Here is a 25,775-nt window from a genome sequence, read left to right on the forward strand (position 1 = left end):
GACCTCCTCCAACGTCCGAGGATGCCCATCCGTCAACCCGAACCGCAGCTGGATGACCTTCTTCTCCCGATCCGACAACGTGTGCAACACCGAGTCCAGCTGCTCCTGCAACAACAGGAAACTCGCCGCGTCCACCGGCACCACGGCGTCGGTATCCTCGATGAAGTCCCCGAGGTGGGAGTCCTCCTCCTCACCGATCGGCGTCTCCAGCGAGATGGGCTCCTGGGCGACCTTCTGGATCTCCCGGACCTTGTCCGGGGTCAGGTCCATCTCCTTGSCGATCTCCTCCGGGGTGGGCTCACGGCCCAGGTCCTGCAGGAGCTGCCGCTGGATCCGGATCAGCTTGTTGATCGTCTCGACCATGTGGACCGGGATCCGGATCGTCCGCGCCTGATCCGCGATCGCCCGCGTGATCGCCTGCCGGATCCACCACGTCGCATACGTCGAGAACTTGTAGCCCTTGGTGTAGTCGAACTTCTCGACCGCCCGGATCAGACCCAGGTTCCCCTCCTGGATCAGATCCAGGAACAGCATCCCCCGGCCGACGTAGCGGCGGGCGATGGAGACCACCAGCCGCAGGTTCGCCTCGACCAGTCGGCTCTTCGCGACCTCGCCGTCACGCTCGACCCACGACAGGTCCTCGCGCAGCCGGACCGCCAGGCCGCTGCCGGCGGCGAGTTTCTCGGCGGCGAACAGGCCGGCCTCGACCCGCTTGGCGAGGTCCACCTCCTCCTCGGCCGTCAGCAGCCGGACCCGGCCGATCTGGGAGAGGTACTGGCGGACACTGTCGTGCGACATCCGGTCAGCGGCCGACGCCGCCGCGGGCGTCGGGCTGGCCTCCTGCTCGTCGGGCTCGTTCTCGGCCTCGGCGGACGCGTCGAACTCGGCGTCCTCCTCGTCGTCGTCGTCACCGCCCGCCGCGCGCGGGGCCGGTGTCGCCTCGGCTGGCGCCGGCGTCTTGTCGGCGTCGGCCTTGCGACGCCCCGCCCCGCCCGGGCCAGCAGGCCGGCGGGACGGGGCTTTCGTGGCCTGCCGAGGGGCCTGCGCCGCTGGCTGCCCCGCGCCCTGGGCGCCGGGCTCCTGCGCTGACGGCTGCCCCGAAGACTGCGTGACAGGCTGAGTCGCGGGCTGTGTCAACGCCACCCCTCCCGAATCCTGTTGCCGGAATGACGATGATGAACCGATCTGGCGTGATCGACCGACCTACAGTAATCGCCAAAGTGGCCGGGACCGGTAGATGCGCGCTCGATTTTCAAGATCGCACCTCCTTTGGTCGGCCCGCCCTGCCTGATCTGGTCGTTTCGTCGCGCCGGACTGTCGTCGGGCTCACCGTCGCCGCGCATCCAATGTATTGACCAAACTACCGTGATGTAGTATAGTGGCGAGGTTTCGCCCTCAAGGATACGACACAACTCGCGGTGAGTGGGTAGCGAGGCTGCGGCCCGGTTCGACGAGGCGGTCCTCGCTGTTCCCGGCCCCCCGGCGGTGACCGGTGGCCGCCCGACGGCGGCGCGGATTCCCGGCGGCTCCCGGAGCGCGTCGACCGGGGAGACGTTCACCCGATCTCCTGCTCGGTGCCCGGAGAATCTCGCTTCGCACGGGGGCGGGCGCGGGCGCCCGACCGCGGGTCGGTCCCCTGAAACTCCCGGTGGTGGGTGGAACAGCCCAGGCTCCCGGATGTCACGCTTCGGCTCGCTCCGATCCTCGCGGGTCGGCATGGCTGACCCGCATACTTTCGCACTTGGGCGACGGCTGGACCGGCGGCACGCGGAGACGACGGCACAAGGACCCTCCGCCCTGCCTGGCCGGACTCGCCCATAGCGCCCATCTCCTCGCCTGCCGACGTCACCGGGCCCGGCGACGCCGAGTCCCCGACGGCGGCGTGATCGTTAGGGGAGCGCAGCCATGGTCGCACGATCTCGCCTCCGCCACCACAACCGTCGTCTTTCTCATCGAGTGGTAGGCCGGGGAGTGCCGCGCGCCGGAACGCCCGGTCCTCGGCAGTTCGGCCGCCCGCCGCGTCGCGTCGCGTCGCGGACCTCGCGGGAACTCCGGGCTCCGCCGAACGGCGGGAACCTGGTGCCCTGTGCCCCGGTGTTCCCGCTCCGGTGCCCTGGTGCGACGCGGACACGTCGGTGCCGAGGACGACGCTCGTGGGCCTGCTCCGGTTGTCAGGCGGCTGTTACCCGCTGAGAGATGCGCCAGCCGGCCGTGGTGCGGACCAGAGTGACGTCGTGGCGCTCGGGCGCGGCCTGCTCCTTGCGCAGGAGCACCTTGCCGCTCGCGTCCAGGATCTCGTAGGCGTCCAGCTGGTCGGTGACCCGCAGTACCGCGCGGTCCTGGGTCTGCTCGCGGATCTGGAGGTCCACGACCCGCAACGACAGCCCGGAGACGTGGCCACCCTGGCTGGCGACCTGGCGCAGGAGGGCCAGGTCGGCGGCGTAGACCGCGCTGCCGACCTCGTAGACGTCGGCGAGCGCGGACTCGTTGGCCTGCTCGAAGGCGCGGCCCCTGGCCGCGTCCAGACCGGCGAGCACCGTCTCCCATGCCTTCTCCGGCGGCTGGCTCGCCGTCGCGGGCGTCGTCGCCGACGGCCTGGGCGCGCTCCCGCTGGCCGAGCTCCCGCCGCCGGGAGTGACCGCGCCGGATACCGGGGCACCCACCTCGTCGTGCGTGCCGCCGCCCGAGGTGCTCAGCAGCACCGCGGCGACAGCGACCGCGACGAGCCCGACGACCCCCGTCAGCACCAGCACCGGGCGTGACAGCCGGCCGCGCCCGCGCGCCTCCCGGCTGCCCAGCCGGGGCGGTGTGTGGGCCCGGTTCCGGCCCGCGGTGCCCGCGCGCCCGTCCGGCCGGGCGCCTCCCACCCGCGCGCCCGACCGGATGTCCGGCCCCGCCGCGGTGCCAGGACCGCCGCCGCGTGGCGCCGTCGCGGGACCTCGCCCGGCGCCGGGAGTCGAACCGTCCGTGGGGCGGCCGCCGGGGAACGGCCGGGGGGCGCGGCCGCGCGGGCGTCCCTCGCGGATCGGGGGTGCCGACCCGGGAGGCCTGGGGTGCCTAGGGCCTGGCGGTTCCGGCCGGGGCAGTATCGGCAGGACGTCGACCTCCGGGTCGACGACGGCCCCCTCGACGACCGTGCCGTCGGCCGCGGGCTCGTCGTCCATGACGGATGGGCCGATGATGACGGCGTCGACGACGTCGTCGTCTTCGCCTCCAGTGCCGGTGCCGAACGTCTCGTGGACGGCGCCGCCGCCGTACCTGTCGTATCCGTCGTCCTCGTCCTCGTCCTCGTCCTGCCCGCCCTCTCGGCCTGGGTCGCCCGGCTCTGCCTCGGTGGCGGGCGCCTGGGCGTCATCTGTGGCCAGGACGCCGTCGCCGCCCCGGGGACGGAGCTCCTCGTCGGGAGGCGGCACCGGTGGCGGGGGGTCAATCATCTGGACGGGGGCCGGGCGGGCGCTGTGCGCGAGCGCCGAGGCGAGCTCCGCCGCGGTGGGCCGTCTGGCCGGGTCGGGCACCAGGGCGGTCGCCACGGCGACCGCCACCGCCGCGGCATCCGGCCCGGTCGCCCGCGCCATCGTGTCGAGCAACAGGTCCGCGAGGTCGTACACGTCGCCCGCCGCCGTCGGCGCGGGCCCGCCGGCCGCGAGCGCGCGCAGCGCCGCGACGCCGATCCCGGCGAGCTGGGGCCGGCCGTTCGGCTCCAGCAGGATGTCGGCCGGAGTGAGCGTGCCGTGCGCGAGGCCGGCCTCGTGCGTGGCCGCCAGCGCCTGCGCGAGCGGCAGGCCGACCGTGACGACCTCGCCCGGCTCCAGCCGGTCACGTGCGGCGAGCAGCCTGCGCAGGCTCACGGCCTCCGGTACCCGAGCCATCACCACCGCGAGGCCGTCGTCGACCTCCTCCACCGCGAGTACCGGCACCAGGTGGGCATGACTCAGCTGGATGAGACGCCGCCCCGCGGAGGCGGCCCGGCCGCGCCTGACAGGGTCGGCCGGCAGCCGGATCAGCCGGACCACGCACGGGGTGGCGTCGTCGTCGAGTGTCGCGGCCCAGACCTCGCCGGTACCCGCGTCGCCCGGCCATCCGCCGAGCGTCACCCCTGGCACCGTCGGCGGCGCGGGCGTCTCCGCCCCGCCCGGCGGCCCCAGCTCGTCCGGGCCGTCGGGCGGGGGAGGTTCTGGCCCATAACCGTGGGTCGACGTCACAAACCGCGACGCTGGCCGATTGGGATAGCGATGTCCCGGGTTCCGCGCAAGTTGTGGATAACTTCCTGCCATGCGGTGCTGATCCCGGCCGCACCGATCGTCGGAGCGGGGCCAGCGCGGCACCTCGGCACCGGCACGTCGGCCTGATCCGCCGCTTGGCCACCCATCACGGACCTCCTCGCGAACCTCCTGGCTGGCCTGCCGGCGGGCGGCTCGGCTTCGCCGGTCCGGGAGGATCCACGGGAGCCCCGCGGATAGGTTGGGATCGAGGCCGGACCGGCCCCAGGTCCCGCCCTAGGACTGGAGCGCAGCGGTGAACATCCTCGCGACGAGCGGCGGCTACCGCCCGGACGGGCGCTACGGGGCCCGGATCGGGCCGCTGATCGAGCATGCGATCGCCCTGTCGGGCGCCGGTGACCGGCCGCGGGTGTGCCTGCTGGAGACCGCGCTCGGCGACGACTCGGCGGCCTACGCCCGCTGGTACGCGGCGATGTCGCGCGACCGTCCCGACGTGCGGGCCAGCCACCTGGCGCTGTTCCCGATGCCGAACGTGGACGACGTCCGCGCACACCTGCTCGGCCAGGACGTCATCTGGGTCGGCGGCGGAAGCGTCGCGAACCTGCTCGCGGTGTGGCGCGCGCACGGGCTGCCGGAGATCCTGGCCGAGGCATGGCGGGCCGGGGTGGTGCTCGCGGGAGTGTCGGCCGGCTCGCTGTGCTGGCATGTCGGCGGCACGACCGACTCCTTCGGCCCCGACCTGCGGCCGGTGACGGGCGGCCTTGCGCTGCTGCCGTTCAGCAACACCCCGCACTACGACTCCGAGGCCGCCCGGCGCCCGCTCTACCAGAAGCTCGTCGGCGACGGCGTGCTGCCCGCGGGCTGGGCCACCGACGACGGGGTCGGCCTGCACTTCCGCGGTACGGAGCTCGTCGAGGCGGTCGCCGACCGGCCGAACGCCAAGGCCTGGCGAGTCCAGCTCGGTGAGGACGGCGCGGTCGTCGAGACGGCCGTCGAGCCCCGGCTGCTACCAGACCCGCACGGCTGAGCCTCAGTCCTTCGCCCGCTTCTACTTCTGCCCCGGCCCGGCGCGAGGGGTCCCGGTGGCAGGTAGGCTCGGGCGGGTGGATGTCCTGCGGTTGTCCGTAGTGCCGTATGTCGAGGCGTGGGATCTGCAGCGTGACCTGGCGGCGAGGCGGGCCGCGGGGGACGCGCCGGACACGCTGATCCTGCTGGAACACCCCGACGTCTACACCGCCGGCCGGCGCACCGAGGCCTGGGAACGCCCGCTCGACGGCACCCCGGTCGTCGACGTCGACCGAGGTGGCAAGATCACTTGGCACGGCCCTGGCCAGCTCGTCGGCTACCCGATCGTGGCGCTGCCCCGGCCGCTCGACGTGGTCGCCTACGTCAGGGCGCTTGAGGGCGCGATGATCGCCGTGTGCGCCGGGTTCGGCGTGCCGACCCATCGGGTTGAGGGGCGATCGGGCGTCTGGACGATGGACGACCAGCGAAAGCTGGGCGCCATCGGCATCCGGGTGCGCAAGGGCGTCACCTACCACGGCTTCGCGCTGAACTGCTGCCCCGACCTGGAGGCCTTCAGCCGGATCATCGCCTGCGGGATCACCGATGCGAGCGCCGGCAGCCTCACCGGTGAGCTGGGCCGGACCGTGACGGTCGCCGAGGCCCGACCGGTCGTCGAGCACCACATGCTCCATCACCTCAGCCACCTCCTCACCGGCGGTCGCCCGTCCGACGGGGACGGCGCGGTCCTGGCGGCGCACGAGCCGACGGCGGCGGTGTCCGCATGAGCGCGGTGGCGCCGGAGGGGCGCCCGCTGCTGCGGCTGGAGGCGCGCAACGCGGCGACGCCGATCGAGCGCAAGCCGCCGTGGATCCGCACCCGGCTGCGCACCGGGCCGCAGTACTCCGACATCAAGAACCTGGTCCGCGCCGAAGGCCTGCACACGGTGTGCGAGGAGGCCGGCTGTCCCAACATCTACGAGTGCTGGGAGGACCGGGAGGCGACGTTCCTCATCGGCGGTGATGTCTGCACCCGCCGGTGCGACTTCTGCCAGATCGACACCGGCCGGCCGGCCCCGCTCGACCGGGACGAGCCCCGCCGGGTCGCCGAGTCGGTGCGCACGATGGGCCTGCGCTACGCGACCATCACCGGTGTCGCCCGCGACGACCTGCCCGACGGCGGCTCCTGGCTGTACGCGGAGACGGTCCGCGCCGTGCACGAGATGTCTCCCGGTACCGGGGTCGAGGTGCTCATCCCCGACTTCGGCGGCCGTCCCGAGCAGCTGGCCGAGGTGTTCGGCGCCGTCCCAGAGGTGCTGGCGCACAACGTCGAGACCGTTCCCCGGATCTTCAAGCGGATCCGGCCGGCGTTCCGCTACGAGCGCTCGCTGGAGGTCATCGGCGCCGCCCGCGCGGCGGGGCTGGTGACGAAGTCGAACCTGATCCTCGGGCTCGGCGAGACCGACGACGAGATCGAGACGGCGATGGCCGACCTGGTCGCCGCCGGCTGCGACCTGCTGACCGTCACCCAGTACCTGCGGCCCACCCCGCGTCACCATCCGGTGGAGCGCTGGGTCAGGCCGGAGGAGTTCGTCGCGTGGGCGCGGCGAGGCGAGGAGCTGGGCTTCGCCGGTGTGCTCGCCGGTCCGCTCGTCCGCTCGTCCTACCGCGCCGGCCGCCTCTACCAGCAGGCGATCGCGGCCCGCCGCCAGTCTCCGGACGCGATGACCGCCCCGACCGCCTGAGCACCGCCCGCGTATCCAGTCGGATACGCGGGCCCCGCAGACATCCCATGGGCTCGGATGTCCAGCCACAGCTGGTGACGGCGCATTGGCGCAGTACCTACCCAGCCACCTCGTCAGCCCGGTCCCAGCTCTACCACCGCCATCTGCCAGGGCCCGGTACCACGCGGGGAGGGCGCTCAGCGCCCGACACGGGGCGAGCGCGTCCAGCGTCTCGCCCCGATGGGCGGCCCGCGCGGTGCGCGGGCCGCCCTCGTACCCGGTGCTAGAGGCCGAGCTCGGCCTCGAAGGCGCCCTCTTCCAGGCGGGTCTTGATCGTGTTGAGGAAGCGGGCCGCGTCGGCGCCGTCGACGACCCGGTGGTCGTAGGTCAGCGACAGGTAGACCGTCGAGCGAACGGCGATCACCTCGCCGAGGTTCGGGTCCTCGATGACGGCCGGGCGCTTGACGACGGCGCCGGTGCCGAGGATGCCGACCTGCGGCTGGTTGATGATCGGCGTGTCGATCAGCGCGCCCCGGCTGCCGGTGTTGGTCAGCGTGAAGGTGCCGCCGCCCAGCTCGTCGGGCGAGACCTGGTTCGCCCGGGTCCGCTTCGCCAGGTCGTCGATCTTGCGGGCCATGCCGGCGAGGTTCAGGTCGCCGGCACTGTGGATCACGGGCACGAGGAGGCCGCGATCGCTGTCCACCGCGATGCCCAGGTGCTCGACGTCGTAGTAGGTGATCGTGCCGGCCTCGGTGTCGACGCTGGAGTTGAGCACCGGGTGCTCGCGCAGCGCCTCACAGGCGGCCACCGCGAAGAACGGCAGGAACGACAGCTTCACACCCTCGCGGGCCACGAACGCGTCCTTCGCCTGCGCCCGCAGCCGGGCGATCTTCGTGACGTCGGCTTCGACGATCGTGGTCAACTGGGCGCTGACCTGCAGCGACTCCACCATGCGGCGGGCGATGACCGAGCGCAACCGGGACAGTTTCTCGGTCTTGCCCCGCAGCGCCGGCACCGGGGCGGGGGGGGCGGCCGGGCGGGTGGGCGCGGGAGCGGGCACGGCGGCGGCGGTCGGAGCCGGGGCAGCCGGGGCCGGGGCGGCAGTGGGAGCCGGCGCGGGTGCTTCGGCCGGCGCGGGTGCCGCCGAGCGGGCGGCGTCCAGGATGTCCTGCTTGCTGATGCGGCCGCCGGGGCCTGAGCCGGTGACCGACCCCAGGTCGACGCCCAGCTCGCCGGCCATCTTGCGCACCAGCGGGGTGACGTAGCGCGCCTCGCCGTTGGCGGAGGGAGCCGGGGCGACGGCGACCGGGGAGGGAACCGGCGGGGGCGTCGGCGCGGCCGGCGCCGGCGCCGGCGGCGGGGTAGCGGCGACAGGAGCTGGTGCCGGCGGGGGCGTCGGTGCCGGCGGGGGCGGGGGCGGGGGAGCCGGAGCGGGCTCGGGCGCGGCGGCCGCGGCCGGGGCCGCGGCCCCGCCGGCGCCGTCCTCGATCACCGCGAGCTCGACGCCGACCTCGACGGTCTCGTCCTCGGCGACCTTGATCGAGGCGAGCACGCCGGAGGCCGGCGCCGGGATCTCGGTGTCGACCTTGTCAGTGCTGACCTCGAGGAGGGGCTCGTCGGCCTCGACGCGCTCACCCTCCTGCTTGAGCCACCGGGTGACCGTGCCCTCGGACACGCTCTCGCCCAGGCGGGGCATCGTGACGGATACAGACATTGCTGCGGGACTCCTTCATGGTGCCCGTGGGGCGCCCCGCCACCGCGCCGCCCGGCCGGCGTCTCGACATCGCCCCGCTCGCCTGCCGCCGGACCGAGCGTGCGGTGGCAGGCGGGCAGACGGGCGGCATGATGCCGCGACGCCGGGCGGGCGTCCACGGGGCGGCGATACGCCTAGCGGGACGCGTGCCGGCACTGGCCGAGGCCAGGTGCCGTGCCTGGCGAGTTGCGGTGCGGTGCGGTGCGGCGGGTCGCCGGGGTCTCGCGTGAGCGGGGATGCACCCGGCGCCAGCCGTCAGTCGTGCAGGTGCAGCGGCTTGCCGGCCAGGGCGAGGTGGGCCTCGCCGAGTGCCTCCGACATGGTGGGGTGTGGGTGGATCAGCTGGGCGACGTCCGCCGGGTACGCCTCCCAGTTCGTGATCAGCTGCGCCTCGGCGATCAGCTCGCCAACCCGGTCACCGACCATGTGCACGCCGACCACCGGCCCGTCCTTGACGGCGATGACCGTGACCGCGCCGGAAGTCTTCAGAATCTGGGACTTCCCGTTGCCCGCGAGGTTGTAGGTCACGGAGGTGACCGCGTCCGCGCCGAACCGCTCCTTCGCGACCGCGAGCGTCACGCCGACCGAGGCCACCTCCGGGGAGGAGTACGTGACCCGGGGGACGTTGTCGTAGTCGATCGGCACCGGGTTCAGCCCGGCGAGCTGCTCGGCTACGAAGATGCCCTCGGCGAAGCCGACGTGCGCGAGCTGCAGGCCCGGCCGCAGGTCGCCGATCGCCGAGATCGTCGGGATGTTGGTCCGCAGGTCGCGGTCGACGAGCACGAAGCCACGCTCGATCGCGACGCCGACCTCGTCGTAGCCGAGGCCCTCGGAGACCGGGCCGCGGCCGACCGCGACGAGCAGCAGCTCGGCGTCCAGCGTCGAGCCGTCCTCGAGCGAGACCGTGACGCCGTGGTCGGTGGTCTTCACCCCGGAGAAACGGGTCTTCAGCTTGAACTTGATGCCACGGCGACGGAAGCCGCGCTCCAGCAGCTTCGAGCTGGACTCGTCCTCCAGCGGCACCAGGTGCGGCAGGGCCTCGACGATCGTGACGTCGGCGCCGTAGGAGCGCCACACCGACGCGAACTCGCAGCCGATGACGCCGCCGCCGAGCACGACGACCGAACCGGGCACCCGGTCCAGCTCCAGCGCGTCCTCGCTGGTGATGACCTTCTCGTGGTCGATCTCCAGGCCAGGAAGGGAGCGCGAGTAGGAACCCGTGGCCAGGATCACGTGCCGGCCCTCGACGACCCGGCCGCCGACGGCGACCGCGGTCGGGGAGACCAGCCGGCCCTCGCCCGTGACGACCTCGATGCCGCGCGCCTTGATGAGCCCCGTCAGGCCCTTGAACAGGCCGCCGACGACCGACTCCTTATACGCGTTGACCTTGGCCATGTCGACCCCGTTGAAGGTCGACAGGACGCCGAAGGTCTCGCTCTCGTGGATGTTGTCCACGATCTCCGCCGAGTGCAGCAGCGCCTTCGTCGGGATGCACCCGCGGTGGAGGCACGTGCCGCCAAGCTTGTCCTTCTCGACCAGGACAACGCTCAGTCCGAGCTCGGCGGCGCGCAGCGCGGCGGCGTATCCGCCGCTGCCGCCACCGAGGATGACAAGGTCGACGGGACCGGCCGCAGATTCTGCCACGCCAAGGGCCCCTTCTCGTTACTCGTAGCCAGCAGGGCCGCGCGGGCCGCGATCATGTTGATCCGCGTGCCCTGCCACCCCTGCGGGACCGCCGATGGTCCCGGCTGCCCAGTCTTTCACGGCATGGCCACCCGTCGGGCAGGTTGTGGCGGTCGGCGATAAGGATGCTTGCGCATCCATCGCCGACCCGCCTGTCGGGGCGAGACGCTGGGCGCGCTCGCCCCGTGTCGGGCGCTGAGCGCCCTCCCCGCATGGTTCCGGGCCCTGGCATATGGCGGTGGTAGAGCTGGGACCGGGCTGACGCGGTGGCTGGGTAGGCATTGCGCCAATGCGCCGTCACTTGCTGTGGCTGGACATCCGAGCCCATGGGATGTCTGTCGGGCGCGGGGCGCCCTCCCTCTGTGGTTCCGGGGATGGCGTGTATGTCCGGGGCTGGGCTGGTTACGGGTCGGGAACATGCCGTGCGCTGTGCATCGATTCCGGTCCGGTTCGAAGCCGGGATTGCGACCAGGCTTCGTCGATGGCTGCCGGCCAGTGTGACCAACCTCGCAGGTCGGCCGTCGAGGATCGACGACCGCGGCGCGGCCGCTACTTGGGCGACGACGGGACGAACGGCGGGCGCACCACCGTCATCGTCGACCGCCGTCCGCGGACGTCCACGCCGACCTCGTCGCCCTCGCTCACAGAGCGGTCGAGCAGCGCGAGGCCGATGCCGACCCGCAGGGTCGGCGAGAACGTGCCGCTGGTGACCTCGCCCACATCGGTACCGGCCGCGTCGAGGACGTGCATGTGCGGCCGGGGGATCCCGCGGTCGGTGGCCTTCAGGCCCCACAGCAGCCGCGTCGCCCCGGCGGCCCGCTCGGCGAGCAGCGCCTCCCGGCCCCAGAACGCCTCCTTGCCCCAGCCGACCGCCCAGCCGGCCCGCGCCCGCACCGGGCTGATCGACAGCGACAGGTCCTGACCGTGCAGCGGATAGCCCATCTCGGTGCGCAGCGTGTCCCGCGCGCCCAGACCGCAGGCCCGCCCGCCGAGACCGGAGGCGACGGCGAGCAGCGCGTCCCACAGCTCGACCGCGTCGCCCCAGCGGGGCAGCAGCTCGTAGCCGCGCTCGCCGGTGTAGCCGGAGCGGCAGACGACGACCGGCCGGCCCTTCCACTCGGCGTCGCGGAACGACATGTAGTCGCCCTCGGCCGGCAGGCCAAGCGCCACGAGCACCTCGGGCGCGCGCGGGCCCTGCACGGCGAGCACGCCATAGGCGTCGTGCAGATTGGTGACCGTGAGCCCGGGCGGCGCGGCGGCGGCGAGCCGGCGCACCACCTCCGCGGTGTTCGCCGCGTTCGGCACCAGAAAGACGTCCTCGTCACCGTAGAGGTAGGCGATCAGGTCGTCGACGACGCCGCCGGACTCGTCGCAGCACAGCGTGTACTGCGCTCGCCCTGGGCTGATGCGGCCGAGGTCGTTGGTGAGGGCGGCGTTGACGAAGGCGGCGGCGCCGGGGCCGGCCACCCTGGCCTTGCCGAGGTGGCTCACGTCGAAGACGCCGACTGCCTCGCGGACGGCCTTGTGCTCGGCGAGCACCCCGCCGCCGGTGTACTCGATCGGCATCTCCCAGCCACCGAACGAGGCGAGCTTGGCACCGGCCTCAACGTGCCGCTCGAACAGCGGCGTGCGCAGCAGCGGGGCGCCGCCGGTGGTCTCGGTGGTCTCGGAGGTCGCGGAGGTCTCGGCCATGTCACCGCAGCGTAGACCGCTTCCACCTGGTCGGGCGCGAGCAGGCACTTCCGCTTGGAAGCACTAGGCTTTGGGCATGACCTCCGCCGCCGCCGCAGCCGCAGCCCTCAAGACCCTGGACGTGGACGCGGTGGTGATCGGTACCGCCGCCGGCGATGACGGCCCGATACCGCTCGGCGGCTCGACCGAGCTTGACGCGGCGCTCGGCGGCCGGCTGGCCAAGGTGCTCGCCGACGTCGGCGCGACCGGCCGGGCCGGCGACGTGGTCCGGTTCGCGACGCTCGGCGCGATCCAGGCGGGCAGCGTCGTCGCCGTCGGGGTCGGGCCGCTGCCGGCCGGCGGGGCGGGGGAGCTCGAGCACGAGGCGCTGCGGCGCGCCGCGGGGGCGGCGACGCGGGCGCTCGCCGGCACCGCCAAGGTCGCGACCACGCTCGCGCTCGCGGGCGGCGCGGCCACCCCCGAGTCGGTGCGGTCGGTCGCCGAGGGCGCGCTGCTCGGCGCGTACAGCTTCGACGTGTTCCGGACGACGTCGGCGAAGGGCCGCCCGGCCCCGGCCGAGGAGGTCGTCGTGCTCGTCGACGAGGCGGACGCGGAGATGGCCGCCACCGCGGTCGAGCACGCGGTGACCGTGACCGACGCGGTCCGGCTGGTGCGTGACCTGGTGAACACCCCGCCCGGGCACCTGCCCCCGGCGCGGCTCGCGGAGATCGCCGAGCAGGAGGCGGCCGCGGCCGGCCTGCTCGTCGAGGTCCTGGACGAGAAGGAGCTCGCGGACGGCGGGTACGGCGGCCTGCTCGGCGTCGGGCAGGGCTCCACCAACCCGCCCCGGCTGGTGCGCCTGGAGTGGCCGGGCGCGGGCGCCGCCGACGGCGCCGAGCCGGCGCCGGTGGCGCTGGCGCTCGTCGGCAAGGGCATCACGTTCGACTCGGGCGGCCTCTCGCTCAAGCCGCCAACGTCGATGGAGTGGATGAAGACCGACATGGCGGGCTCCGCGTCCGTGCTGGCGGCCCTCGTCGCGGCCGCGCGGCTGCGGCTGCCGGCCCGGGTGGTCGGCTGGCTCGCCTGCGCGGAGAACATGCCGAGCGGGACGGCGATCCGGCCGTCGGACGTGCTCACGCTGCGCGGTGGCACCCGGGTCGAGGTGCTCAACACCGACGCCGAGGGCCGGCTGGTGCTCGGTGACGCGCTGGTGCGGGCGGGCGAGGAGAAGCCGGCGATGATCGTCGACGTCGCGACGCTCACCGGCGCGCAGATCGTCGCGCTCGGCCAGCGCACCACCGGCCTGCTCGGCCGGGACGGCGCCGTCGACGCGGTCGCCGCCGCGGCGAAGGCCACCGGCGAGGCCGTCTGGCCGATGCCGATGCCGCCGGAGCTGCGCAAGGGCCTGGACTCGACGGTCGCCGACATCGCCAACGTGCCGACCAACGGCAGCCGCGACGGCGGCATGCTTGTCGCCGCCCACTTCCTGGCCGCCTTCGCGCCCGCCGACATCCCCTGGGCTCACCTGGACATCGCCGGCCCGTCCTGGAACGGCGGCGAGCCCTACGGCCACACCCCCAAGGCCGCCACCGGCGCCATCACCCGCACCCTCATCCAGCTCGCTGAGGACCGCGCCTCAGCCAGCTGATCCGAGCACGCCTCCGATCCCCCGTCCAGGCCGGACGCCTGGGCGGGAGGATCAGCCGCCGATGGCGTCCTGGATGCGGCCGGGGATCGTGAAGGCCATCGTGATGAGGGCGACCGTGACGGTCAGCTCGACGATGGCGCAGAGGACCGGTGCGGGGGTGCCGCCGAGACGGCGGGCCAGGAACCGGCGCAGCAGCAGGCCGGCGGCGGTGGCGAGCGCGAGGGCGACGACGGCGCGCAGGGCTCGGCTGGGGTCGCCCCCGTCGTAGTCGAGGCGGCCGGCGATCGTGGCCAGCACGAACGACAGCACCGTCGCGAGCGCCGCGCCGGACGTCGAGACCTGGCCCACCACGATCCGCCGCCTGGACACGGCCGCGCCGGCGACCGTGCTGGCCGCCGGGACGGCGGCCCGGGCGGAGAGACGGGTGGCGGGCACCTCGCCTGCCTCGGGTTCCCGCGAGAGGCGGGCGCCGGCCAGGGTGACGGCCAGCCGGCTGGCCAGACAGGCGACGAGGATGCTGACCGTGCCGCGATGGGCGAGGATCGCCGTGCTCAGCGCGAAGACCTGGATCAGCACGGTGAACAGCACCGTGACCGCGCCGACCCCGGTCAGCGCGCCGCCGGGGCTGTCCGCCGGCGCGTCCCAGACCGGCGCATCCCGCCTGGCCCGGTCACCGGCGAGAGCGTCCGCGACCGCGGCGAGGCCGGTCAGGTGACGTGCCCCGGTCGCCAGAGCGAGCAGCGCCAGGCCGCCGGCGGCCGGCAGCAGCGACTGGGGCTCGCCGCCGGGCAGCTCCGCCCACACCCGGATGGTGACGACGACCACGGCCGTGACCAGGCCGAGCAGCAGGCCGCCCAGCGGGGCGAGCGTCGTCAGCCGGCTCGCCGCGGTCCGGCTCACCGGCTCGGTCGGGCGCACCGGCGCGGCGGTGAGCACGGCGAGCATGGTGCGAAGGCTCATGGACGAACCATCAGGTGATGTCCGCCGCGTCGACGTCGGCCTCGGCTTCGCCCGCCGCCGCCCCGGCCTCCGCCGCGGCGGCGTCGAGGTCGGCGGCGGTCTCCACCGCGGCCGCCACCAGCGCGGCCGCGGCGAACGCGCCGGTTCCGTCGTCGACGCGGATCTTCAGGTCGACCAGCGGGGACAGGCTGAGCGCCTCGGCCGCGTGGCGTGCCGCCGGGTCGGGACAGTCGCTGCCCACCAGCCACCAGGCGCGCGAGCCCGGCGCCAGCCGCTCGGCGGCGAGCGCCGCGGCGCAGGCCGCGGGGCCGTCGACGATGACCGGGGTGCGCCGGACGGCGGCCTGGACGAGCACGCCGGCGATGGCCGCGAGGTCCGCGCCGCCGGCGACCCGCAGCACCGAGCGGGCGTCGGGGGCGAACGGGCGGGTGCGGCGAAGCGCGTCCCGGATCGCCGCGGTGCGCAGCATCCAGCGCGCGTCGTCGACGCCGTCGCCGCGGTCCACGACGTCGATCGGCTCGTGGTCGCGCAGCGCCGCGACGACGACCGCTGCGGCGGTGTCGGCCCCCACGCCCAGCGCGCCCGGGATCAGCAGGTCCGCGCCCGCGTCGATCTCCTCGTCCGCGAGCCGCCGGCCGGTCGCGAAAGCCCGTTCGGCCTCGGCGACGGTCAGCGCGTCGTCCTGGTCGATCCGCCCGTTGCCAGCCCGTACCCGGTAGCCCTCGTCGTCCGGCAGCCCGGTTCCCGCGCCGCCGTCGGCCGTCACGCCGAGGGCGATGTCGACGAGGCGCAGGCCGACGCCGGCGCGGCGGGCGAGGACGGCGAGCGGCGAGGCGCCGGCGGCGACGGCGGCCAGCCGGCGGGCGGTGGCGCCGGCCGGCCAGGGATACAGGCCTGCCTCGGCGATGCCGTGGTCGGCGGCCAGGAGGATGGCGCGGGCCCGCGTGATCGGCCGCGGCGGCGACGTGCCCTGGACCGCGGCGAGCCAGGCGGCCACCTCGGAGAGCTTGCCGAGCGAGCCCCGCGGCAGGTCGAGCGCGCGCGCCCGGCGGTGCGCGGCGGCCTGCTCGACGGCGGCCGCCGCCGCGTCCGGCTCGGGCACCTCGCCGATGTTGGCCGAGACGCCCGCCCAGCTGGCCGTGGCCGCGGGCGACACCCCAGCCGTCGGCTCTCCGGCCGAGGACGCCCCGGTCGCGGCGGTCAGCGGGTTCTCCACGAGGTCCTTACTACCTGATTGTCCGTGCCCCGGGCCGCGCGCCCCCGTGAGTGGCTCGTCGGCCGAGGTCGACGACGGTCACCGGCCCTACGTCGGCGGGGGTTCGGGCCGACCCGGGCCGACGTCGGCCAGTGCGGGCCGGTGGGGGGCGCCGATCCGGTGGGCTCACCTCAGCCGGGGCGATGTAGGGGCACGAACGGGGGTGGACCTCACGGCCCGGGAACATCGCATGATCACCGTGGACGAACCCGCCGAATCGGGCCGGATCGGGTAGGTCGCATGTGGGCGGACGGTGAGACCAGATGGCGCGAACAGCATGAATCGGGCGAGCGACACAACCGGCGAGCAAGGATGGCGATCAGGGTGGGGCGAAGGCGGTAGTTTCCAGATGTGTCGCTGGTTCCGGATCGGCGGGGAATCGCCCCGCGGAGGTGGGGGGCGGGCGACCGGCGGCGGGTGTTCCTCAGCCACACGTCCGAGCTCCGGGCCTACCCGCGCGACCTGTCGTTCGTCGCCGCGGCGGAGCGTGCCGTGGCGCGGGCGGGCGACCTCGCCGTCGACATGGCGTACTTCGGTGCCCGCGACGACCCGCCGGCCGACTTCTGCGCCCAGCAGGTCCGCGCGAGCGACGTCTACGTCGGCCTGATCGGCTTCCGCTACGGCTCGCCGGTGCGCGAGCGGCCGGACCTGTCCTACACCGAGGTCGAGTTCGAGGCGGCCACTGAGGCCGGCATCCCACGGCTGGTGTTCCTGCTCGCTGAGGATGCGCTCGTCCCGTTCCAGGAGTTCTCGGACATCGTCCACGGCGGCCGCCAGCGCCGCTTCCGTGAGCGGCTGAACGACGCCGGCCTCATCACCACGAGCTTCCGGGCGCCGGCCGACCTCGAGACGGCCGTCCTCGATGCCCTGGTCAAGCTGCGTGAGCGCGAGCGCCGCGAGCTGGAGGAGGCATCCGCCGGCCCTGCGAACGGCCACACCCTGATGCCTGGCCCCGCCGTGGTCATCGTCGGGGTCGGCACGGTCAGCCCGGACGCGGCGCCGGTGGGCACCGGGCCGCGCCGGCCGTGGATGGTGCCGTCGCCGCACGGCAAGGTCGTCGCCCGTCCGGAGCTCACCGAGGCCGTTCTCACCCGGCTGCTGGCCCACGCCACCGGCGTCACCCGCGCCGCCACGCCGCCCGCTGGCGCGGCGGCACCGGACGTCGACGTGGACGCGGACCTAGACGCGGACACCGTTGACGAGATCACCTTGCCCGCCCTGCCGCCTTCGCTGGTCCACCGGCAGATCGCCCAGACGGCCGGGACCTCGGCGTCGCGACTGCCGGCTGTGCCGTCGGCGGTCGGCGACGGTGGGACGGGCGCCTTTCCGGTCGTCCCCGGCGGCGCGGCGCCGGGGGAGCGGTCCCAGGGCGCGGTCCCGCCACGGACGGTGGTGCTGCGCGGAGTGGGCGGCTTCGGCAAGACCACGCTCGCCGCGGAGGTGTGCCGGCGCCCGGAGATCGCCGGCGCGTTCCCCGGCGGGGTGCTGTGGGTGACCGTCGGCGAGTCGGTGACCGGCGCGAACCTCGCGGACAAGATCAACGACCTGAGCGAGGCCCTGTCGGGCGCCCGGCCGGCGCTCGCGGACCCCGAACAGGCCGGGTTCCGCCTCGGCGAGCTGCTTGGCACGCCTCGGCGGCTGCTCGTCGTCGACGACGTATGGACGCGGGCACAGCTCGCGCCGTTCCTGCAGGGCGGCCCGGGCTGCGTTCGGCTGGTCACAACCCGGATGCGGGATCTGCGTTCGGACCTCGCCGCCGCCGACACGGTCGAGGTGCTGGCGATGTCCGACGCGGAGGCCGCCCGCCTCCTCACCCTCGACCTCAGCCCGGGGCAGGGGGAGGCGCCCATCTGGGGGACTGGCACCGGCGGCGGCGCCACCCGCGGGACCGATGCCACCGGCCGGACCGATGCCAGCGGCGCGACCGAGACCGCCGAAGCCGGGGTTCCTGCCGGATCCGGGGTCCCTGCCCGATTCGGGGTTCCTGCCGGATTGGCGGAGCCTGCGGAGCCAATCTGGGAGGTCCGGAAGCCGATCGGGGAGGTCGGGAAGCCGATCCGGGAGGTTGGGCTCGCGCTGGGCCAGGTGCTGCCGGCCGACCGGGCGCGGCGGCTGCTGGACGCGACCGGGCGTTGGCCGGTGCTGCTGCGGCTGGTCAACCGGGCACTCGTCCGGCTGGTGCGCGACGGCGTGCCGCCACCGCGTGCCGCCGACCGGGTGCTCGCCCGGCTGGCCCGCCGCGGCCCGACGGCGTTCGACGTCACCCGGCTCGAGGACCGCAACCAGGCCGTCGGCGCCACCCTGTCGGCGAGTGTCGGCCTGCTCACCGGCGACGAGCTGGACCGGTACCTGGAACTCGCCGTCTTCCCCGAGGACGTCGAGATCCCCCGCTATGTGCTCGACGCCTACTGGGGCGCCACCGGGGAGCTCACCCTCGACGAGGTCGACGACCTGTGCCAGGAGCTCCTCGACCTGTCGCTGGTGCTCGCCTACCGCCGGTACCCGCCGGCGTTGCTGATGCAGGATGTGCTGCGCTCCTACCTGCGTGTCCGCGTCGGCCCGCGGCGGCTGCGTGAGCTGCACGGGGTGCTGTGCGACGCGCTGCGGGCCCGACTGCTCGTGCCGGGCCGGCCACCCGCGGCCGGCCTTCCGGGCGCCGAGGACACCGGGGGCTACGGCTACGACCTCGGGGACACCGACAACTACGGCGGCGACGTCGCTGGTGGCACCGAGCGCCCCGGCGTGGGCTTCGCGGACCCTGGCGCCGATCCGGCGGGAAGCCCTGCGCCCGTGGCCTGGTGGGAGCTGCCGAGCCGAGCCGGCTACGTGTGGACGAACCTGGTCGCGCACCTCGGCGGCGCCGGCCGGGCCGACGAGGCGCTCGCGCTGGTGCGCGACCTGCGCTGGACCGTCGCCAAACTCGCCCGGCCCAGCCTCGGCCTGGTCGCCGTCGACGCGGACCTGGCGCTCGCCACCGAGCTGGACCCGGCGGATCCGGCGCCCAGGGCGTTGCGTCGTGTGCTGCGCCAGACCGCCCACCTGTTCGGCCCCACCGACCCGCCGGACGCCCTGAGCGCGGTGCTGGCGAGCCGGCTCGACGGCATCCCGGCGCTGGCCGGCGCCCGCGCCCAGTTCGCCGCCACCGTGCGCGGGCCGCGGCTGGTCAACCGCTGGAGCCTGCCCGACCAGCCGCACCCCGGGCTCGTCCGGGTGCTCCAGGCCCATCGCCCGTCGGTCAACGCCTGCGCGGTGGCCCCGTCGGGCGACTGGCTGGCCTGCGCCGGCGACGACGGCACCGTTCAGATCTGGGACGCGGACGCATCCGCCGCCCGCGCGGTGCTGACCGGCCACACGGGCGCCGTGCACACCTGCGTGATCGCGCTGGACGGCGGCTTCCTCGTGTCGGGCGGCGCGGACCGGGTGGTCCGGGTCTGGGACGCCCGCGGCGGCCCGGCCCGGTTCGAGCTGCGCGGCCATTCCGGGGAGGTGCGCGGCGCCGCGGTCGCGCCGTCCGGCGCCTGGTTCGCGACCTGTGGCGACGACGGCATCGTCCGCTGCTGGCGCGCCCGCAGCGGCCTGCCCGGCCCGATGATCGTGGTGACACCAGGCCGCCGGCTCCGCGACTGCGCGATCTCGCCCGACGGCTCGCTGCTCGCGGCGGCGTGCGAGGACGGGGTGATCCGGCTGTTCGACACCCGCCAGGGCGGCGCCCCGGTCGGTGAGCTGCGCGGGCACCGCGGTCCGGTGCGCCGGCTCGCTGGCTGCCACGGGCCGGCCTGGCTGGTCTCCGCCGGGGAGGACGGCACGGTCCGGCGGTGGGACCCGGCGGCCCGCATGGCCGTCGCGCGCTACGACGTGGGCGCCGCGGCGCGCGGCTGCGCGGTCACCGCGGACGGCGCGGCGGTGGCCGCGACCGCGGCCGACGGCGTCGTGCGGCTGTGGGACACGGCGACCGGCACGCGTCGCCAGCTGGTCGGTCCGAGCGGGACGGCGGCGGTCTGCGCGATCGCCCCGGACGGGAGCTGGCTGGTCTCCGCCGGTCGGCACGGGGCGCTGCGGATCTGGGATGTGGGGCTCGCCGACCCGGGCGTCGCGGCGAGCGGCCGGGATGAGGGGATGCGCGCCTGCGTCGCGAGCTCGGACGGGCGCTGGGTCGTCTCCGTCTCCGAGGACGCCACTGCCGTCCAGTGGGACGTCGCCACGGCCGAGCAGGGGGCCGCGCTGGTGGGGGAGCGGCTCAACCCCGTCCGTGGCGGCGCGGTTGCCCCCGACGACAGCTGGGTGGCGCTGCCCGGCCGGGACGGCGGTGTGCGGCTGTGGGAGCCCGCAACCGGCACGGTCCGGGCCGTCCTTAGCTCACCGAGCGAGGTCCGCGGCTTCGCCGCGTCGCCCGACGGTTCCTGGCTGGTGGGCGCATGCGCGGACGGCGCCGTGCGGATGTGGGACACCCAGAGCGGCGAGTGGCTCGCCTCGTTCGCCGGCCGCAAGGCCGGCGGCGGCAGCGCCGGCGGCCGCGGCGCCAGCGGGCCAGGCGGCGCCGGCAGCCGCCGGCCGGGTGAGCCGTCGCGCCTGTACGGCAGCCAGCCGTCGACCAGCCAGCCGTCCACCACGGGCCGACGGGCCCGGAACCCGAACGACACCGACCTGTACCCGACCGGTCCATACCCCGAAGATCCCTACGACATCGAGGCTTACTACACCGAACCGGCGACCGGTGGCGGTGGCGCCGGGCACACCTGCGTCGTCGCCCCGGACGGCGCCTGGGTGGCCGCGGGCGGCGCTGACCAGGAGATCCGGGTCTGGGACGTCGCCACGCTGGAGCCGCTGGACCTGCTCACCGGGCACACCGGCGAGGTGCTGGGCCTCACCGTCGCGCCGGACGGCCGTTTCCTGGCCTCCGCGGGCGCCGACCACACGCTGAGGGTCTGGTGGACCGACGGCTGGCGGGCGGGCCCGGTGCTGACGGGGCACACCCACACGGTCCGGGGCGCGGCGGTCAGCCCCGACGGGGCGTTCCTCGCCAGCGCCGGCGGCGACGGCTCGGTGCGGATCTGGGAGACGGCGCGCTGGCGGTGCGTCACGCTGATGCGGTTCGACGGCGCGGCCAGGGACTGCGCCTGGCTGCCCGACTCGCGCGGCCTCGCCGTAGCCGCCTCCGGCGGCCTCTACCTCTACGAACTACGCCTCGACTGAGCCACCTCGCGTCGGCGTCAGCCGATGTTGGGTGGGGTGAGGGCCGCGGCGGCCGAGGCCACCACCACGAGCATGAGCGCGAGCGCCGAGACGGCGTCGAGCCTGGCTCGCCCGGCCGGCGGGCGGGCCCGCGCGGAACGGCCGGTGACGACGACCCCCAGCGCGACGACGCCCACCAGCGCCGCCAACCGGCCGGAGACGCCGTCCGCCGGCACCCAGCCGAGCCCCGCCCACAGACCCATGAGCACAGCCAGGGCGCGTCCCATGCGAACGCCGCGGCCACGGACATTGTGGCCCGTCCGACACGTCACGGCAGGGAAGTACCCACGGTGCCAGATCCGGACGCCGGTGCCCCGGCGGGGCGGGCGGAAGGGCCCGCCCGGGCTGTCCTGTTCGCGGAGCCTTTGCCGCTGCCCGGCCGGGGGACGGGTGCCCGGCCGGGCAGCGCCGGCCTCAGCCCGGCGAGGGAAGCGTGACGGTGGCGCGCTTTCCGGGGGCGGCCTCGAGGACCGCGCCGTCCGGAAGCAGGTCGACGCCGATCGCGGCCAGGCGCTCGGCGAGCCGCGGACCCGGCGGGTTGCGGTGGCTCAGGTGGACGGCGACGACGGTCGAGGTGCCCGTCAGGGCGCCATGCGCGCGGAGCCGATCGACGTCGGCGGCGAACGTCGCCAGGTCCAGGTGGTCGCCGAAGCCGGGCTGGTCGCCGTTGTTCTCCTCGACCAGTGCCACGTCGAACTCCCGGCCGGCCAGCGCCTCGATGGTCGCCGCGGGCAGCGGACCGGTGTCGCAGGCGTAGAGCAGCCGGGCACCGTCCGGGGCGGTGATGTCGTAGAGCACCGCGGGCCCGATCGAGGCGTCCCCGTGCGCCGCCGCGACCGGAACCACCAGGTAGCCGTCCCCGTCCGGCCCCGGACCGCCCAGCCGGATGGCATTGCCGGCAAGGGCCTGCCTGGGGCGCAGCGGCGAGCCGGCCTCGCCGGGTGCCCGTCGCTCCCAGCGGGTCAGGAAGGCCGCGACGACGTCGAGCACCGCCGGCGGGCCGACAACGTCGAGCGGGCGGTCGGCCGCGGTGCTCCACGACCGCCACATCAGCACCTCCGGCCCGATGTGGTCCGGATGGGCGTGCCCGACCACGAGGTGGCGCAGGCCGCCCAGGTCGACGCCGAACCGGGCCGCCGCGCGCGGCACGTCCGGCCCGAGATCGACGAGCATGGCGTCGTCGAGCAGCACGCCCGTCTGCGTGCGGGCATTACCGGTGTCGCGTGCCCAGGTGCACGACGAACACGCACACCACGGATTCGGCCAGCCGTCGGCCGAGCCCGTGCCCAGCAGGGTGACGCGCACTTCTCCTGCCCCGCTCTCTGCCGCGGACGGCCGGTGTCAGACCAGGCCGCCCGCCGCGCCGGGGCCTGGCCGAGGCGTCCCCAGCCACCTGCTGGCGCGGTTCGTGGGTGCCGCCGCGGCGGGCGTGACGCCCACGTGGCCGCGGGCCCTCCGGCGGATGCTCAGACGTGCGGGTGGCGCTTGCGCTCCGCGAGCGTCATCAGCGTCAGCACGATGCCGAGCAGGATGATCGAGCCGAACGTGAGGGCCGCCACGACCCAGGGGGCGAACCCGCTGTCGCTGTGCTGGGCCGCCTCGGCGAGCTGTGTGACCACGTGGACATTCCTCCGCTTCTGATGCTGGCCTGCGCGTGCCGGTGCTGGCGCCGACATGCCGGGTCTTGCCCGGCCGCTGGGCCGCCCGGCCCGTTCGTCCCCTGGCAGGTCCGGGCCCGCCGACGTGCCCGCGCGCGGGCGCCGGCCGGCTGACCACCGAACGCGAGGCGGGGCGTCGCGCCTACGGTAGCCAATCGGTGGCGAATCCGTGCCGAGGTCGCGGACAGCCGGCGTTACCGACGTAGGGCACATCCTGGCCTGACCGCCCCGCCCGAGGCCAGTGACGGTTGGATGGGGTGGACGGCGGGATGCCGCCGACGGTCGTGGCGGGTTCACGAGGAGGTGCGCGGGTGAGCTGGACCTGGCGGTACGAGGCCGAGGACGGGGCGCTGGTGACGGTGGCCGGGGCGTCCGGGTCCGAGTCGTTCCCGAGTCAGGGCGACGCGGAGACCTGGATCGGGGAGATCTGGTCCGAGCTGCTCGACGGCGGCGTCACGCAGGTCACGCTGTGCGATGCGGGCCGCAAGGTCTACGGCCCGATGAGCCTGCGCCCGACGACCTGAGCCGCGAGCACGAGCGGCCTGGCGCGCACGCGGCGCCACCGCGGTCGGTGAAGATCCAGATCGTCGTGGCTAACAAAGTTAGCCACGGCGGTTGACGAAGCTAACGGCGTTAGCCATAGTGGGCTAACGCTGTTAGCTACCTTCTTGGGAGTCGTCATGAACGAGGCCCTGCCGGCCGCCGAGTCCACTGTTTCCGCCGAGGCCGCTGGTTCCGCCATGCCGGGCGCGTCGGCGCACTACCAGGCGCCGGGCGCGTTCACCCGGAAGGTCTTCAACCGCCTGGTCGCGGCCCTCACCCGGCGCGGGGTGAGCGTGCTCGGCAGCCGAGTGCTCGAGGTGCGTGGCCGGACCAGCGGCGAGCCGCGGCGCACGCCCGTCAACCTTCTCGTCCTCGACGGCCGGGAGTATCTGGTGTCGCCTCGCGGCCACGGCCAGTGGGTGCGCAACGTGCGGGCGGCCGACGGCGAGCTGTACCTGCTGCTCGGCCGGTCCCGAGCCCACTACCGAGCCACGGAGCTGGCCGACCAGGAGAAGGTCCGGGTGCTGCGCTCCTACCTTCAGCGGTGGAAGGCCGAGGTCGGCGTCTTCTTCGGCGGTGTGGGGCCCGACTCGTCCGACGAGGAGCTCGCCGCGATCGCTCCCCGCCACCCGGCCTTCGTCCTGGAGCGGATCAACTGACCGCCCACGCCACCACGACGGCGGGGGGCGTCGGCGGGGAGCTGGCCGGGCTGCCGCTGGCGCGGATCGCGGCGCGGCCGGAGCCGGCGGGACGGTCGGAGCGGGTGCGCGAGATCGTCGCCGCCGGGCTCGCGGTGCTGGCGGCGGAGGGGGCGGACGCGTTGACGATGCGCCGTCTCGGTGACGAGGTCGGTATCAGGGCGGCGTCGCTCTACAAGCACCTGCCCGGCAAGCCGGCGCTGGAGGCGGCGCTCGTCGAGACCGGCCTGTTCGAGATGGGCGACGCGCTGCACGCCGTCGTCGACTCGGCGAGCGCCGCGGGTGTCGTCACCGCGCTCCTGGCCGAGTACCGGCGGTTCGCGCTCATGAGCGCCAACCTCTACCGGCTCGCCACCTCCGGCCGCATCGACCGGAGCCTGCTGACCCCCGGTCTGGACGGCTGGTCCGGCGAGCCGTTCTACCGGGCGACCGGCGACCCCTGGGTCGCCCAGGCGCTGTTCGCCGCCGCCCACGGCGCGGTGATCCTGGAAATGGACAGTGCCTACTCCGACATGTCCGACCTGGACGCGACCTGGCGCGCACTCGCCAGGGCTTTCACCGGCTGACCGCTGGCCGCCGTTCGCGGCGAAGTCCTCGTACCCGCCACGCGCGGCTGTGGTGGCCGGCCGGCATACGGACCGGGCCGGCCACCACAGCCGCGCGTGCCTGGCTAGGACTCGGCGACGCCGCCGAGTGCCTCGTCGATGCGGGCGAGGGCCTCCGGGGCGAGAGTGACGCCGGCGGCCTTGACGTTCTCGCGGACCTGCTCGGGCCGGGATGCGCCGATGATCGCGGACGCGACGTTGTCGTTCTGCAGCACCCACGCGACGGCCAGTTGGGCGAGCGAGAGCCCGGCCTCGTCGGCGATCGGGCGCAGGTTCTGCACGGCGGTCAGCACATCGTCGCCCATCAGGCGCTGGATGAAGCCGGAGCCGGTGGCGCCGGTGGCGCGGCTGCCGGGGGGCGGAGGCTGCCCTGGAAGGTACTTACCGGTCAGCACGCCCTGCGCGATCGGCGACCAGACGATCTGCGAGACACCCGCCTTCGCGGACGCCGGCACGATCTCGGCCTCGATCGTGCGCACGAGCGCCGAGTACTGCGGCTGGTTGGAGATGATCCGGTCCAGGCCCAGCTCCCCGGCCAGCCGCACCGCCTCGGTGATCTGTTCGGCGGACCACTCGGAGACGCCGATGTAGAGCGTCTTGCCGGTGCGCACCAGGTCGTCGAACGCCCGAAGTGTCTCCTCGAGCGGCACCGTCGGGTCGTAGCGGTGCGCCTGGTACAGGTCGACGTAGTCGGTGCGCAGCCGCTTCAGCGACGCGTTCATCGACTCGATGATGTGCTTCCGGCCCAGGCCCCTGTCGTTCTGGCCGGGGCCCGTCGGCCAGAAGACCTTGGTCGCGAGCTCGTAGGACTCGCGCCGGACGCCGGCGAGCGCCTCGCCCAGCACGGCCTCGGCCCGCCCGCCGGCGTAGACGTCGGCGGTGTCGAAGGTTGTGATGCCTTCGTCGAAGGCTGCGCGCACGCAGGCGATCGCCTGCTCGGCCTCGATCTGGTCACCATGGGTGATCCAGTTTCCGTATGCGATCTGGCTAACGGTCAGGCCGCTGCGCCCTAGGCGTCGATACTCCACCCCGCCGACTCTAGGACTTCTACAGGAGACCGAACGTCGCGGTTCCCGCCCTGCGCAGGTCGCCTGGAACCAGGCGGGTCAGGGCGCTCCGCGCCA

The 25,775-nt window shown here is 74.6% G+C and carries 19 protein-coding genes; 8 read left to right on the plus strand and 11 right to left on the minus strand.

The window, feature by feature from the left end:
• Nucleotides 1–1,143: sigma-70 family RNA polymerase sigma factor (locus tag BCD48_RS14925; protein WP_083418661.1), on the minus strand; the 1,143-nt coding region annotated here is incomplete at its 3' end.
• A 1,028-nt stretch (nt 1,144–2,171) separates the two neighbouring features.
• A complete protein-coding gene (locus BCD48_RS14930) occupies nt 2,172–4,202 on the minus strand; it encodes a protein kinase family protein (protein ID WP_131803997.1) in 2,031 nt (676 codons plus the stop codon).
• A gap of 313 nt (nt 4,203–4,515) precedes the next feature.
• Here BCD48_RS14930 and BCD48_RS14935 point away from each other — a divergent pair, with 313 nt between their 5' ends.
• Genes BCD48_RS14935 through lipA form a run of 3 tightly spaced genes read left to right on the plus strand, consistent with a single transcriptional unit; the run spans nt 4,516 to nt 6,966 of the window.
• The gene (locus BCD48_RS14935; protein ID WP_071048972.1) at nt 4,516–5,247 is read left to right on the plus strand and encodes a Type 1 glutamine amidotransferase-like domain-containing protein; all 732 of its coding nucleotides are present in this window, start codon (nt 4,516–4,518) and stop codon (nt 5,245–5,247) included.
• Nucleotides 5,248–5,302: 55 nt separating this feature from the next.
• The gene (gene lipB, locus BCD48_RS14940; RefSeq protein ID WP_241841739.1) at nt 5,303–6,010 is read left to right on the plus strand and encodes a lipoyl(octanoyl) transferase LipB; all 708 of its coding nucleotides are present in this window, start codon (nt 5,303–5,305) and stop codon (nt 6,008–6,010) included.
• Entirely contained in the window at nt 6,007–6,966 is a 960-nt protein-coding gene (gene lipA / locus BCD48_RS14945) for a lipoyl synthase (protein WP_071048974.1), read from the plus strand. The genes lipB and lipA overlap by 4 nt, the downstream gene beginning before the upstream one ends.
• A 262-nt stretch (nt 6,967–7,228) precedes the next feature.
• Here lipA and sucB read toward each other — a convergent pair whose 3' ends face one another.
• From sucB to gcvT, 3 genes are all read right to left on the minus strand, one after another.
• Nucleotides 7,229–8,659 carry a 2-oxoglutarate dehydrogenase, E2 component, dihydrolipoamide succinyltransferase gene (sucB, locus tag BCD48_RS14950; RefSeq protein WP_071048975.1) on the minus strand — a complete coding sequence of 477 codons (1,431 nt, stop codon included), beginning with the start codon at nt 8,657–8,659 and terminating at the stop codon, nt 7,229–7,231.
• A gap of 294 nt (nt 8,660–8,953) precedes the next feature.
• Nucleotides 8,954–10,342, minus strand: a complete 1,389-nt coding sequence (gene lpdA, locus BCD48_RS14955) for a dihydrolipoyl dehydrogenase (RefSeq protein WP_071048976.1) — start codon at nt 10,340–10,342, stop codon at nt 8,954–8,956.
• A 588-nt stretch (nt 10,343–10,930) separates the two neighbouring features.
• Nucleotides 10,931–12,073 carry a glycine cleavage system aminomethyltransferase GcvT gene (gene gcvT / locus BCD48_RS14960; protein ID WP_071048977.1) on the minus strand — a complete coding sequence of 381 codons (1,143 nt, stop codon included), beginning with the start codon at nt 12,071–12,073 and terminating at the stop codon, nt 10,931–10,933.
• A 76-nt stretch (nt 12,074–12,149) separates the two neighbouring features.
• Here gcvT and BCD48_RS14965 point away from each other — a divergent pair, with 76 nt between their 5' ends.
• Complete coding sequence (locus BCD48_RS14965) at nt 12,150–13,700, plus strand: leucyl aminopeptidase (protein WP_071048978.1); 1,551 nt, start codon at nt 12,150–12,152, stop codon at nt 13,698–13,700.
• A gap of 51 nt (nt 13,701–13,751) precedes the next feature.
• Here BCD48_RS14965 and BCD48_RS14970 read toward each other — a convergent pair whose 3' ends face one another.
• Together BCD48_RS14970 and BCD48_RS14975 are read right to left on the minus strand one after the other, a co-directional pair.
• Nucleotides 13,752–14,660, minus strand: a complete 909-nt coding sequence (locus BCD48_RS14970) for an adenosylcobinamide-GDP ribazoletransferase (RefSeq protein WP_071048979.1) — start codon at nt 14,658–14,660, stop codon at nt 13,752–13,754.
• 10 nt (nt 14,661–14,670) lie between these two features.
• The gene (locus BCD48_RS14975; RefSeq protein WP_083418662.1) at nt 14,671–15,876 is read right to left on the minus strand and encodes a nicotinate-nucleotide--dimethylbenzimidazole phosphoribosyltransferase; all 1,206 of its coding nucleotides are present in this window, start codon (nt 15,874–15,876) and stop codon (nt 14,671–14,673) included.
• 456 nt (nt 15,877–16,332) lie between these two features.
• On the opposite strand from BCD48_RS14975, the gene BCD48_RS14980 reads away from it, so the two are divergent.
• Nucleotides 16,333–21,108, plus strand: coding sequence for a DUF4062 domain-containing protein (locus BCD48_RS14980; RefSeq protein ID WP_071048980.1), 4,776 nt, complete (start codon nt 16,333–16,335; stop codon nt 21,106–21,108).
• A gap of 17 nt (nt 21,109–21,125) precedes the next feature.
• On the opposite strand, the gene BCD48_RS14985 is transcribed toward BCD48_RS14980, so the two are convergent.
• From BCD48_RS14985 to BCD48_RS52225, 3 genes are all read right to left on the minus strand, one after another.
• Nucleotides 21,126–21,374 (minus strand): hypothetical protein, encoded by a 249-nt coding sequence (locus tag BCD48_RS14985; RefSeq protein WP_071048981.1) that lies wholly within the window; start codon nt 21,372–21,374, stop codon nt 21,126–21,128.
• Between the two features lie 187 nt (nt 21,375–21,561).
• The gene (locus BCD48_RS14990) at nt 21,562–22,452 is read right to left on the minus strand and encodes an MBL fold metallo-hydrolase (RefSeq protein WP_071048982.1); all 891 of its coding nucleotides are present in this window, start codon (nt 22,450–22,452) and stop codon (nt 21,562–21,564) included.
• A 161-nt stretch (nt 22,453–22,613) separates the two neighbouring features.
• The gene (locus BCD48_RS52225) at nt 22,614–22,766 is read right to left on the minus strand and encodes a hypothetical protein (RefSeq protein ID WP_198543247.1); all 153 of its coding nucleotides are present in this window, start codon (nt 22,764–22,766) and stop codon (nt 22,614–22,616) included.
• Nucleotides 22,767–23,116: 350 nt separating this feature from the next.
• Between BCD48_RS52225 and BCD48_RS14995 the strand changes: the two genes are divergently transcribed.
• The 3 genes from BCD48_RS14995 to BCD48_RS15005 all read left to right on the plus strand — a co-directional run bounded on the left by BCD48_RS14995 (nt 23,117) and on the right by BCD48_RS15005 (nt 24,612).
• Nucleotides 23,117–23,329 (plus strand): hypothetical protein, encoded by a 213-nt coding sequence (locus BCD48_RS14995; protein WP_071048983.1) that lies wholly within the window; start codon nt 23,117–23,119, stop codon nt 23,327–23,329.
• Between the two features lie 216 nt (nt 23,330–23,545).
• Nucleotides 23,546–24,007 carry a nitroreductase/quinone reductase family protein gene (locus tag BCD48_RS15000; protein ID WP_071049010.1) on the plus strand — a complete coding sequence of 154 codons (462 nt, stop codon included), beginning with the start codon at nt 23,546–23,548 and terminating at the stop codon, nt 24,005–24,007.
• Between the two features lie 104 nt (nt 24,008–24,111).
• Nucleotides 24,112–24,612: a TetR/AcrR family transcriptional regulator gene (locus BCD48_RS15005; protein WP_491677135.1), complete on the plus strand. Its 501-nt coding sequence runs from the start codon at nt 24,112–24,114 to the stop codon at nt 24,610–24,612.
• Between the two features lie 104 nt (nt 24,613–24,716).
• On the opposite strand, the gene BCD48_RS15010 is transcribed toward BCD48_RS15005, so the two are convergent.
• Nucleotides 24,717–25,679: an aldo/keto reductase family protein gene (locus BCD48_RS15010; protein WP_071048984.1), complete on the minus strand. Its 963-nt coding sequence runs from the start codon at nt 25,677–25,679 to the stop codon at nt 24,717–24,719.
• Between the last annotated feature and the right edge of the window lie 96 nt (nt 25,680–25,775).

It is taken from the genome of Pseudofrankia coriaricola, from assembly GCF_001854805.1.
In the GTDB taxonomy this organism is placed as follows: Bacteria; Actinomycetota; Actinomycetes; order Frankiales; family Frankiaceae; genus Pseudofrankia.